The 12,245-nt window shown below is 67.6% G+C and carries 9 protein-coding genes; 2 read left to right on the top strand and 7 right to left on the bottom strand.

Going from position 1 to position 12,245, the window contains the following annotated elements:
• Nucleotides 1-35: 35 nt before the first annotated feature.
• The 7 genes from ACFDR9_RS03115 to ACFDR9_RS03085 form a co-directional block, all read right to left on the bottom strand.
• A complete protein-coding gene (locus ACFDR9_RS03115; protein WP_409030036.1) occupies nt 36-290 on the bottom strand; it encodes a hypothetical protein in 255 nt (84 codons plus the stop codon).
• 56 nt (nt 291-346) lie between these two features.
• On the bottom strand, nt 347-1,123 hold the full coding sequence (locus ACFDR9_RS03110) for a DNA/RNA non-specific endonuclease (protein ID WP_409030035.1): 777 nt from the start codon (nt 1,121-1,123) through the stop codon (nt 347-349).
• 207 nt (nt 1,124-1,330) lie between these two features.
• Nucleotides 1,331-2,311 (bottom strand): response regulator, encoded by a 981-nt coding sequence (locus ACFDR9_RS03105; protein WP_017875417.1) that lies wholly within the window; start codon nt 2,309-2,311, stop codon nt 1,331-1,333.
• The gene (locus tag ACFDR9_RS03100; RefSeq protein WP_017875416.1) at nt 2,304-3,716 is read right to left on the bottom strand and encodes a sensor histidine kinase; all 1,413 of its coding nucleotides are present in this window, start codon (nt 3,714-3,716) and stop codon (nt 2,304-2,306) included. The genes ACFDR9_RS03105 and ACFDR9_RS03100 overlap by 8 nt, the downstream gene beginning before the upstream one ends.
• The gene (locus ACFDR9_RS03095) at nt 3,710-5,110 is read right to left on the bottom strand and encodes a class I SAM-dependent methyltransferase (protein WP_409030034.1); all 1,401 of its coding nucleotides are present in this window, start codon (nt 5,108-5,110) and stop codon (nt 3,710-3,712) included. Before ACFDR9_RS03095 ends, ACFDR9_RS03100 begins: the two co-directional genes overlap by 7 nt.
• Before the next feature lie 286 nt (nt 5,111-5,396).
• Nucleotides 5,397-6,434 carry an AraC family transcriptional regulator ligand-binding domain-containing protein gene (locus ACFDR9_RS03090; protein WP_409030033.1) on the bottom strand — a complete coding sequence of 346 codons (1,038 nt, stop codon included), beginning with the start codon at nt 6,432-6,434 and terminating at the stop codon, nt 5,397-5,399.
• Nucleotides 6,431-7,324 (bottom strand): GGDEF domain-containing protein, encoded by an 894-nt coding sequence (locus ACFDR9_RS03085; RefSeq protein ID WP_409030032.1) that lies wholly within the window; start codon nt 7,322-7,324, stop codon nt 6,431-6,433. The genes ACFDR9_RS03090 and ACFDR9_RS03085 overlap by 4 nt, the downstream gene beginning before the upstream one ends.
• A 279-nt stretch (nt 7,325-7,603) precedes the next feature.
• Between ACFDR9_RS03085 and ACFDR9_RS03080 the strand changes: the two genes are divergently transcribed.
• Nucleotides 7,604-10,159: a TonB-dependent receptor gene (locus ACFDR9_RS03080; protein ID WP_409030031.1), complete on the top strand. Its 2,556-nt coding sequence runs from the start codon at nt 7,604-7,606 to the stop codon at nt 10,157-10,159.
• Between the two features lie 24 nt (nt 10,160-10,183).
• Nucleotides 10,184-12,055: a phytase gene (locus ACFDR9_RS03075; protein ID WP_409030030.1), complete on the top strand. Its 1,872-nt coding sequence runs from the start codon at nt 10,184-10,186 to the stop codon at nt 12,053-12,055.
• Nucleotides 12,056-12,245: the final 190 nt, after the last annotated feature.

The following is a 12,245-nucleotide window of genomic DNA, read 5'->3' as shown; positions in this document are numbered from 1 at the left end:
TGTCGGACCGTAGGCATTGCCTGCGCGCGCGCCGGCTACTCGAAAGGATTGGCGACCGTCTGCACCGGCGGCGGCGGCAGCGTCGCCGGCAACTCCCGGCCCTCCAACGTCGCCACCACGGCCGCCAGCAACTGCTGCAACTGCTTGGCATACGCCAACCCGGCCTGATCGGCGGTCAAATCGATGTCGCCGCTAAGCGTAATACGGTCGACCCGGTTCTCGACCATCAAATGACCCACATGGAGCACATCGCTCTCATTGGCGTAAGGAACAAACTTGCGTGCACTCATATTATTTCTCCATATTTTGCCAACAACCCTGGCGTGCAGGACGGCGTTCGGGCGATCTAGCGCTTGGGCTTTTTGCTGCGCACCGCCGGCAGTTTCAGCATGGTTTCTTTTTGCCGCGCCGTCAGCGACGGTAGCAGATTGATGCCGATCGTGCTTTCCAGCGTGGCGATGCTGACCATTTCGTAGTCGTCGGTCGCCTTGTTTTCGATGAAATAGGCGGCGCCGGCGCCCTGGCGCGGGCTGTAGACGACTTTGTAGAGGTGGCTCGGCACCAGCACGTTGCCGATTTTTTGCAGGTTGCCGCCGATGAAGGCCGGCCCGGTGATGACGTACAACTGGCCCTCTTTCTTGGCCAGCTTGCGCACGATGCCTTCGATGCCGGCCCAGACGTGGCGGTTGTTGTCGCTGTTCTGCGGCACCATATTGGCCAGCGTGAAGCTGTCGTGCTGGCTGCGCCGGTCCGGCATGTCGCCGTTCGGCGCCATGTGGCCGCGGTCGAAGCCGCTGCGGGCGTAATCGGCCAGTTCGGCGCGCTGGCCCCGCGGCAATTCCTGCTCGGCGTGGAAGGAGTTTTCGCGCGACAGGTCCTGCGCCGAGGCGATGTTGTCGGCCGTCAGGTGTTCCGCCGACCACAGCGGCGTGCGCGTGACGCCGCTGTGCATGATGCCGAATACGCCGTAGCAGAGTTCCCTGGTGGCGCTGTTGAGTTTTGGGTTGCGGATTTCCGGCAGGCGGCCGTCGACGTAGTGGGCCGGGCACCCGCCCGCGTAGGCCAGGTTGGCGGCCAACACGCCGCATGCCAGCAGCAGGCCGGCGATGGTCTTCTGAATCATACTTCCTTCTTTGTAAACGGTGGGCGCCGAGCGCACGCGCGAACGCGCCGGCTCGGCTTGCAGGCCGGCATTTTACCGGACTGGCGTCGTTGACGACAGGCGCATGCGCGGCGCCCGCAGGGCAGGCCGCGAGGTCGCGCCTTGCCAATTGCCTTGAGGGAATATCCAGTCAAGCAAAGCGCGGGCGCGTCCGCCGCCCGCCGCCCCTTAAAACTGCTCGATCCACGCCGCCAACTGCGTCGGCGTCAGCGGCAGTTCGGCCTGGGCCAGCCGGCATTGCAAGGCGCCGCCGGCTTCGCTCACTTGCAGCGACCAGCCGCGCTTCGCCAGCCACAGCAGGCAGGCCAGCCAGAACGCGTGCTGGCCCGACACCGGCGCGTTGCTCGGCGTTTCCAGAAATTCGGTCAAATCGCGCCCCTCGGCGAAGACGGCGCTGCCGGCGCCCAAGGCGGTCAGGCGCTCGCCGAAGGCCGCCGCCAGCATTTCAATGGCCGGTTGCACGCCGCGGTCCTGGTAGTCCCCTTCGATGCGGGCGAAATGCTCGCGCACGGCGGCGCCGAAGGCCGCGCTGCGGAACGCCTCGGCGCTGACCAGGTCGGAGTAGTCCATCAGCAGCCAGTCCGGCTCGGGCGGCGTCAGGCCGGCCGTCAGCGCGGCCGCCAGGTAGGCCTCGACCGGCAGCAACTGCTCCGGTCCGGCCAGGCTGGCGCACAGCGTGTAAATGCTGCCGATGCGGTTGGCCACCGCCTGTTTTTGCCGCACCAGCAATTTTTCGCGCAGCAGTTGCGCGTGCTCCTTGCGCAGGCGCGCCAGGTCCAGCGCCTGCCGCAGCTCCATCCTGAGCGCGCCGATTTCCCACGGTTTTTGTATGTAACGGTGGATCTGGCCGCGGTTCACCGCCTCCACCGTCTGCTCCAGCTCGGAGTACGCGGTGGTCAGGATGCGCACGATGTGCGGGTAGTTGTCCCACGCGTAGGACAGCAGTTCGTTGCCGTTCGCGCCGGGCATGCGCTGGTCCGACACCAGCACCGCGATGCGGCCGGCGTTCTCGTCGAGCACGCGCCTGCCCTCCTCGACCGAGCCGGCGGTCAGCACCGGCGCCAGCGCGCCGATGGCGCGTTCGAAATATTTCAGGGCGTTGGGTTCGTCGTCGACGTATAGAATCGCCGGAATTTGCTTGTCAATCATGCTGTGGTACCTCGTTGAATTCTGGATTGGTCGTGGTGGCGCCGTGCGCGCCGCGCCACTCCGGGCGCGGCAGGTCAAAGCTCATTTCGGTCCATTCGCCGGCGACGCTGTCGGCGAGTAGCCTGCCGCCGTGGCGCTCGATCACGCCGTAACTGATGCTCAGGCCCAGGCCGAGGCCCTGGCCCACTTCGCGGGTGGTGAAAAACGGCTCGAACACCCGCGCCAAGTCGTGCGGCGCGATGCCGGGACCGTTATCGCGCACGCGCACGCGCAGCCGCTCGCCAACCCAGTCGGCGGCGACGGCGATGCGCCGCGGCTGCGCGCCGCCCTGGCGCAGCGCCAGCGCGGCGTTGCCCAGCAAGTTGATCAGCACGCCGACGATGGCCGCCTCGTCGCCGCACACCAGCGTGTCGGCCGGCAGCGCGCGCACCACGGCGACGTCCTTGAGTTCGTGGCCGACCAGGCGCACCGCCGCGTCGAGCGCCCGCTCGAACATAAAATTGGCGCCCTCGGCCTCGCCGCCGGGTTTGCGGTAGGCGAACGTTTTCAAGTCCGAGACGATGTACTGGACCCGCTGCATACCCTGCCTGGCGTCGTTCAGGCAATCGGCCAGCAGCGCGTTGGCCTTGACATCGGGCTCCTCGCTGGCGATCTCGATGGCCATCATGCAAAAATTGACGGGGTTGTTGACCTCGTGCAGCAGGCCGGCCGCCAGGGTGCCCAGCGCCGCCATTTTTTCCTGCTGCAACATCTGGCCCTTGATCTCGGCCAGGCTGCGGTTGGTCTGCTCGAGCTGGCTGTTCTTGTCGGCCACCTCGCTCTTCAGCTGGAACAACATGAAGCGCGCCTGCTCATTGTAGTAGGTGCAGACCGCGCTGGCGATGGCGGTGAAGATCAGAAACAGCGAGTTCACGCCGAACGCGCCGCGCCATTCGAAACCGCCCGGATGCGTGTAGCAGGCCAGGAAATACAAAAGGTAGCTGAGCGCGCCCAGCGCGGCGTTTTGCCACAGGCTGAACGGCAGCGCGATGGCCGAGGCGAACACCGCCAGGTTCAAGCCGGCGTAGTACATCGACGTGGCGCCCTCGGTGGACCAGATCATCCAGGCGATCATGGTTTGCGGCAGCAGCAGCCACAGGAAGGTCAGCGCGGCGACGCGTTGCCGGCCCCAGGCGCTGCGCATGATCCAGATGAGCGCCAGGATCAGCGCCGAGATCAGCAGCCGCGCCAGCGCGAAGCGGCCCTGCTGCCGCGGGTACAGGCTATAGTCGAGGCCGACGCCGAGCAGCACCAGCGCGATCGCCGTGAAGGCGCCGCCGCGGCTGAACTTGAGCCGGTAGGCGCTCAGCGTGGCGTCGTAGCGCTGGCGCAGGTCGGCGCCGGTGCCCGGGTCGGCTGCTAGCACGCGGTACTCGCTTCGGCGAAGACGTTGACGCCGGTCGGGTCGACATACAGCCGGTGCGCGGTCGACAGCGGCGGCAGCAGCGCCGCCATCTTGGCCTCGTCGCGGTAGATCAGATACCATTCCAGCAAGTGTTCCATGCCGGCCTTTTCCGGATTGTCGGAATGCACGTTGGTGACCAGCAGGCGCCCGCCGCGGCGCATGCGCGAGGCGAAATGCGCGACCAGCCGCGCGCACACCTTGTCGGACAGATAGTCGAACAGGCCGGCGCAGTAGACCGCGTCGAACTCGCCGAAGCCGGTCGGCGCCGGCGTCGCGCCGACGCGGCGCTTGAGCAACTGGTGCACCGAATCGTGTACGTAGTCGATCGCCACCGGCCGCCCGCCGCGCGGCGCCAGCGCCGCCAGCGTGGCGCGGGTGTAGGCCAGCGTCTCCTCGCTGAAATCAACCAGCTCGAACGACAACCAGTGCGGCTCGGGATATTCCTTCAGGAAGCGCTGTATCTCGACCGCCGGGCCGCAGCCGACGTTGAGTACGCGGAACACGCGCCCGGTCAGGCGCGCGGCGTCGGCCAGCCCCGCCAGGAACTGCACCAGGATGCCGATGCGGTTGCGGTGCGCGTGGGCGACGGCGGTTTGCAGGAAGGCCGTGTTGACGATCTGGAAATACGTGCTCGGCCCCTGGCGCGGGTCGTCCAGGATCTGGTTGACCATTTGGTAGTCGCCGGCGTAGCCGAGCGGCTTGGTGTAGGTGCGAAAGACAAACGGCGCGCGCAGGATCAGCGGATGCAGCGCGCCCTGCACGAAGACGCGGTGGCTAGGCGCCTGTTCCTCGTCGACCAGCGTGGCCTGGCCGTTGAGTTCGTCGAAATAGCCCCGGGTTTTGTCCATCAGCGGCTCGGCCAGTTCAAAAAACGCGTCCTCGCGCAGGCGCCCTTGCTCCTTGGGCAGCGTGCTCGACATGTCGACCTGCTCGACCCAGCGCGCCACCTCGGCCAGATAGCCGCGCATTTCGTTGACGACGATTTGATAATCGCGCCGCACCGCGAAACGCCCGTCCCACTCGCGCACGAAGTTGTCCGCCTCGCGCTTGAGCGCGCCCGGCGTTAGCGCCACGTTGCTCAGCTCGCGCCAGTCGTCGATCAGCGCCACCGACACCAGCGCCGTCAGCCCGGTGTTGACCATGCTGATCACCACGGCCTTGCCGATATAGGCGTTCTTAATGCCCAGCCGTATCGTCAATTCGCTTAACACCTCGCTGACCTGGACGATTGAATACGGGTTATACACTTCCATGACCAGCGCCTTGCGCTGCAAGTTGACGATGGTGGCCCGCACCGCCTCGCCTTGGGTATTGTGAAAATTAACGACCGGATCTATTTGCGATTCTGAGTACACGATTGAGCGCTATGAAAGTGCCGGAAACCCGGCGGGGAATGGCGAACAGGCACCGCAAAGCTATACTGCGGGCGAGGAAACGGCTGGGCGACAGGCGACGCCGCCGCTGCGATGAGCGAGAGCGTGCGTGACGGTCGAGTGTACTATGGATGTGGAGCAATGAGCAATTATTGACCTGCTAACAATAGGGCGATTCGACTTCGTTTAGCGCGCCGGCAACGCCAAAAACCAAGCGAAGGCCAAGCGCCGCGGTCCGCCCCCCGGGTCGCGCCCTGGATTTTTTGCGTCACGCCGCGGCGTCCAGGCGCCCCCTTCCCAGCGCATCCCTTAGCAAGCTCGGCGTCATCCCGGTCCAGCGCTTGAACGAGCGGCGGAAATTGGTGGCGTCGTGGAAGCCCAGGTGCCGCGCCACCGCGTCGTTGTCATACCGCCGCGTATGAAACAAATAAATCGCCGCGTGCGTGCGCACCTGGTCCAGTTCGGCCTGGAAATGGCTGCCGTGGCGCGCCAGATGCCGCTTCAGGGTCGCCGGGCTGACGCCGAACGCGGCCGCGCTGCGCTCCAGCGTGGGCGCGCAACGTATATGCTCGAGCAAATAATCGTACAGCGCGTCGAGCAGGCTGGGCGGCGCCGCCGCCTCCAGTTCCAGCGCGCGCAGCGCCACCGCGGCCGCCATCGCGTTGCCGCGCGGCCAGGGCCGGGCTAGCCAGTACGACTCGATCAGCATCGCGTCCAGGTGGCAGTTAAAGCTCAGCGACGGCCCCAGGTGCGCCTCGTGCTGCTCGCTGTGGCGCGGCGCGCCGCGGTTGAAGCAAAAGCGCCACGGCAGGCGCTCGCCGCCGAGCCAGCGGCACAGCGCCGCCACCGCCGCCATGTGCATCTCGACCAGCAGCGGCAGCAGGCTGGGCGCGCCGAAACTATCGACCCAGTACAGCGTCGCCTGGCCGCCCTCGTCGCGCCAACGCGGCCGCAGCAAGGGGCATAGCCGGGTCTGGCACGCCACCAGGATGTCGAGCACCTGGCGCAGGTTTTGCGCCTGCAACAAGGCGTGGCTGACGGCGCCGTAATGGCCAGGCAGCATCTGCTGGCCCAGCATGAAGCTGGTGTCGGCGCTGCCCAGCGCGCGCGCCACGTTCGCCAGCAGGCGCACATACTGGTCCGGACTGACCAGACTGGCGGCGGCCGGCAGCGCGCCGGCGTCCAGACCGGTGCCGCGCAATACCACGGCATCCCCGGCGTCGCGGCTGCGCGCGTAATCGAGCACCAGCGCCGGCTGGTGCTGGGCCGCAATGCAGGCGTCGCCGGCCTGGCGGTAGGCGATCACGCGGCCGCTCTCGCGGCGGCCGCCGCGGCCGGCGCCGACAACTGGCGACCCAGCTCGGCGAGCAGCGCCTCGGGCGCGGCGCCGGCGGCCGCGCTGGCGTGGCGCAAGGTCAGCCGCACCGGGGCGTCCTTGGCGTGGTGCAGCATTTGGCCGACCATGAAACACAGGTGGCGCGCCAGCGCCTCCGCCTCGGCCGCGCCGGTGTCGGGCATCAAGACCGCGAAACGGTCGCCGGCGTAGCGGCACAGCAAGTCGTCGTTGCGCAAATTGAGCAGCAGCATGTGGCCGACCGCCTGCAGTACGCGGTCGCCCTCGCGCTGGCCGAACTCGCGGTTGATCAGGTGGAAGCGGTCGATGTCGAGCAGCGCCAGCGCGCACGCATTGCCAGGGCTGCGCGCCTGCTCGGCGCGGACCTGGCCGCGCAGGTAGTCGGCCCCGGCCAGCTGCGTAATACGGTCGAAGGCGCGGTGGTCGCGGAACAGGCGCTCGCGCTTTTGCAAGTGTTCGTTCAGGCAGAACTGCTCCTGGCGCCAATAATACATGCCGACGGTCAGCACCAGCATGCCAAACGGCACCAGCGCCTCCAGCCAGTTATCCCACAGCTGCGTCTTGCCGACGGCGAAAAACTCGTCGAGACAGTCGGCCCAGGAGCCCAGCATGATCGCGCACAGGCCGCCGGCCAGCAGGCGCGTCACCAGGCCGCGCGGCCGGCTGCTGAGCGTCAACATAAACCAGACGCCGGACATGACGGCGGTGCCGCCCTCGCCGACGATATCCATCCAGTGCCACGCGTGCGCGGCCTTGACCGCGCCGGCGCCGGCGTAAATGGCGCAGATAAGCAGCAGCGCAAGCGCCGCGGCGAGGAGACTGGAACGGTGCAGGGACAGCATGGCGGCGGTGGACCTTTACTGGAGTGTACCGGTAAGCATATTCGGGCAGCATGACAAGACAATGACACGCGGGGGAGGTGCAAACGGCTCACTATCGTTGCCGCCGCGCCCGCAATTGGCGCCCCGGCCCGGCGCCGGGGCGGGTCAATCCGGCTCAGCGGCGCCCCAAAAACGCTTCCGCGGCCCCTTTTCGGCGCCGGCGCAGCCCTGCTGTCACGCAATTGACATATTCGATCCCTAGAATCCGCCGGGTTCCCCCCTAACCCGACGCCAAACACCATGAAAACCACACGACCAGCCGGCGCCCAGCCGCGCCAGCGAGCACAGCACCAAGGCCACGGCTGCCGCCTGTCCATCCTGACCCTGGGCGTGCTGACGACGCTCGGCGCCCAAGCCCAAGCGGCGCCGAGCAACACGAACGGCGCCAGCGTCACCGTCACCGGCCAGCGCGCCAGCCTGCGCAAAGCCATCGCCGCGCAAGAAAAGGCCGATAACATCGTCAGCGTGGTCAGCAGCGACGACATCGGCGGCTTGCCCGACAAAAACGCCGCCGAGGCGCTGGCCCGCCTGCCGGGCGTGGCCGTGCAGCGCGACCAGGGCGAGGGCCGCTACGTGACGGTGCGCGGCCTCGGGCCGGACTTGAACGCGGTGACCATCAACGGCGCGCTGGTGCCGTCGCCCGAGGCGGGCCGGCGCGCGGTGGCGCTGGACGTGTTGCCGGCCGGCCTGATCCGCTCGCTCGAAGTGAGCAAGACGCTGACGCCGGAGATGGACGCCAACTCGCTCGGCGCCACCGTCGAAGTGAAGACGCTGTCGGCCTTCGACTTGCCCGGCACGCTGCTGTCGGCCAACGCCGCCGCCGGCCACGACGGCAACACCGGCCAGACCAGCCCGGCCGGCGCCCTGCTGTGGGCGCAGCGCTTCCTGGACGGCAGATTCGGCGTGGCCGCCGGCCTGAGCCTGGAAAAACGCAAGTTCGGTTCCGACAACGTGGAAACCGGCGGCGCCTGGAGCGGCGGCAAACTGGCCGGCTTCGAGCTGCGCGACTACCTGCCGGTGCGCGAACGGCGCGCCTACGCCGTCAACCTCGACTTGCGCCCGGACGCCGACAGCAGCTACTTCCTGCGCACCTTCCTCAGCCGGTTCAGCGACGACGAAGTGCGCGACCGCCTGACCATCAGCAACATCAAAGGCGACGCCATCGCCGAGGGAAGCAGCGCCGGCGCGCGCGCCGAACGGCGCATCCGCCAGCGCAAATACACCCAGGACATCCGCTCGCTGGTGCTGGGCACCGCGCACACGCTGGCCAACTGGACCCTGGAAGCGCGCGCCGGCGCCAGCAGCGCCGGCGAAGACACGCCCGAGGCGCTGAACGACGGCCGCTTCCGCAGCAACGCCAACGTCGCCGGCGTCGGCTTCAGCGACACCCGCCAACCGCGCCTGAACGGCCCGGCCAGCCTGTTCGACCCGGCCAGTTACAGCCTGAACGCGATCAGCCTGCAACGGCGCGACTCGAACGACAAGGAACGCCACGCCCGCGTCGACCTGAGCCGCGCATTCGAGCAGTCGACCTTCAAGTTCGGCATCAAGGCCAGTCGCCGTGAAAAAACCAACGACACCGAGCAATGGCAATACAACAGCGCCAAGAGCGGCAGCGGCAACTACTGGGGTTCGGGCCCGACCTCGATGGCCGGTTTTGTCAGCGACCGGACGCTCGACTACGCCCTCGGCAACATCGGCAGCGCGCTCGACCCGGCGCTGCTGCGCGCCCGCGTCGCCGGCCTGGACCGCGCCAAGGCCCGCCTGGCGCTGGAGTCGAGCATCAACGACTACACGCTGAACGAAAACGTCGACTCGGCCTACCTCCAGAACACCGTCGACATCGACGCCTGGCGCCTTTTGGCCGGCGTGCGCACCGAGCGCACCCGCTTCGAGGCGGCCGGCAAGCAGGTCGCCGGCGCCGGCGTGACCGGGCTGACGCGCTCGCGCGCCTACCGCGACTGGCTGCCGACCCTTCAGGCGCGCTACGAGCTGGACGCCAAGACCAGCGTGCGCGCGGCCTGGACCCACGCGGTGGTGCGCGCCAACTTCAGCCAACTGGCGCCCGGCGTCAACCTGGCCAGCAACACCGAAGCGGTCATCGGCAACCCGGACCTGGCGCCGCTGAAGGCGCGCAACCTCGACCTGGGAATTGAGCGCGTGCTCGGCGCCGACGGCGCCGTGTCGGCCTACCTGTTCCACAAGGACATCAAAAACTTCACCTACACCACCAACCTGGCCGGCACCGGGCAATGGCAGGGCTACACCAGCGCCACCTCGTACGCCAACGGCGAAACGGCCAGCGTGAAAGGCATCGAACTGTCCTACACCCAGCCGTTGCGCATGCTGCCCGCGCCGTTCAACAACTTGCTGCTCGGCGCCAACGGCAGCCTGACCGGCGCGCAGGCGCGCATCGGCCGCCACGACGTCGCCGCCGGTGGCACGCTGACGCGCGATATCCGCCTGCCGGGCCAGTCGAAGCGCGTCATGAACCTGATGCTCGGCTACGAACAAGGCCCGCTCAGCGCCCGCGTCGCGCTGAACTACAAATCGCCCTACCTGCTGGAGCTGGGCGCCGACATCCTCAAGCCGGACCAGGACCGCATCGTCTACGCCCAGAAGCAAGTCGACTTCTCGCTGGCCTACCACATCAACAAGGGCCTGCAACTGGTGTTCGAGGCGGCCAACCTGAACAACGAGAAGTACTACGTCTACCAGGGGTCGAAACAGTACAACGCGCAATACGAGCAGTACGGCCGGACCTATAAAATCGGCCTGAAAGCGAGCATGTTCTAAGAACACACCACCATGAAAAACACAATGAAAACAATACCAATGAAGGCCGCACTCGGCGCGGCGCTGCTGGCGGCCACGACGCTGGCCCAGGCCGGCGCCGCCACCCCGGGCGCCACCGCGCGCGCCGACGAACTGGCGGCGCTGCCCGGCGGCGGCTGGCTCAGCCTCGACAAGCGCGGCCTGCACCTGCTCGACGCGGCCGGCAAGGAACGCGCCACGCTACCGATGCGCGCCAAGCAACTCGACACCCGCAGCCACGCCGACGGCGCGCTGGCCGTCGTGCTGGAAGCCGACACCCAGCGCCCGCTGGCGGTCATGGTCGACCTCAAGGCCGGCGAATTGCGCGCGCAAGCGCCCTTCCCGGTCCCCGGCTTCGGCGTCGAAGCGTCCTGTCTGTACCGCGACGCCCAGCAAGTTACGCACCTGTTCCTGATCGGCAAGGACGGCCAAAGCGAACAATGGCTGATGCACGGCGACCAACGCCAACTGGTGCGCAAACTGGCGCTGCCGCCGCACGCCAAACACTGCCGCGCCGACGACGCCAGCCACACGCTGCTGGTCAGCGAATCCGGCATCGGCCTGTGGGCCTATGAAGCCGACGCCGAAAGCGCCGGCAGGCGCGAACCGGTGGCGCTGCGGCGCCCGTTCGGCCAACTCGACGGCGGCGCCGGCGCGCTGGCCGTGCTGCCGGGCGGCGTCGCGGTGCTCGACGCCAAAGGCAAGCGGCTGCACCTGCTGCGCCGTCGCGACGGCAAATGGCAGGCGCTGCCGCCGCAACCCACGCGCAGCGCCAAAGGCGCCGGGCAACTGGCGCTGCGCGCCGGCGCCGGCGGCATCGACCTGCTGCTGCGCGACGAGGCCGCAGGCAACTGGCAAATCCGGCCTCAGTCCTGGCAGGCGGCCAGACCGGCGCCCGTTGCCACGACCATGCCGATGGCCGTCATCGAACCGCGTGGCCAGACCGAACCGATGGCGCGCGCGGGCGACGCCGCCGACGACCCGGCGATCTGGGTACATCCGAACGACCCGGCCGCCTCGCGCATACTCGGCACCAACAAAAAGCAGGGCCTGCTGGTGTACGACCTGCAAGGCAAGCAACGGCAACTTCTCGAAGTCGGCCGCCTGAACAACGTCGACCTGCGCCAAAACGTCACCCTCGACGGCCAGCGCGTCGACCTGGCCGTGGCCAGCCAGCGCGACGACAACAGCATGATGCTATTTACCATCGACGCCCAAGGGATCGTCAGCGAAGCGGCGCGGCTGCCGACCGACCTCGAACGCATCTACGGCATCTGCCTGTACCAGCCGGCGGGCGGCGGCCTGGAAGCCTTCGTCAACGACAAAGACGGCAGCTACCGCCACTACCGCATCGAACGACACGGGCAAGGCTACGCCAGCACCCTGCTGCGGCGCTTCAGCGTGGCCAGCCAGCCGGAAGGCTGCGTCGTCGACGACCGCCGCGCCCGCCTCTACATCGGCGAAGAAAAGCGCGGCGTCTGGGCCGGCGCGGCCGACGCCTCCGCCAAGGCAGGCCTACAACTGATCCTCCCGCTCGGCCCCCACTTGAGCGCCGACGTCGAAGGCCTTGCGCTCTACCACGGCGCCAAAGGCGACTACCTGATCGTCTCCAGCCAGGGCAACAACAGCTACGTTGTGCTCGACGCGGCGGCGCCGAACCGGGTGCGCGGCACCTTCCGCGTCGGCTACAACCTGGCGGCCGGCATCGACGGCACCTCCGAGACCGACGGCCTGGACGCCAGCTCCGCCAACCTCGGCGGCGCCTACGCCAGCGGCATGCTGGTGATCCAGGACGGCTACAAACGCCTGCCGGACGGCCCGCAAAACTTCAAGTACGTCGCCTGGGAGGACATCGCCCGCGCCCTCAAGCTGCCTTAAGCGACGATGACGGCCGTCAACTCTCAAAAATTGGTAAAACCGCACATAACAATTCCTGAATGGAAATATTTCTCGATCTGTTTCATTGTCGCTGATACACTGAAGTTGCCCCGGGGGAGACACCGGGTTTACAACAATATCCTGACACTGGCGTGCGTACGCGGCGCCGCAGGAAACACAACTCATACGG

This window comes from Janthinobacterium sp. CG_23.3 (genome assembly GCF_046115965.1).
Taxonomy (GTDB): Bacteria; Pseudomonadota; Gammaproteobacteria; order Burkholderiales; family Burkholderiaceae_D; genus Janthinobacterium.
This window is presented reverse-complemented; position numbering and strand designations above follow the sequence as displayed.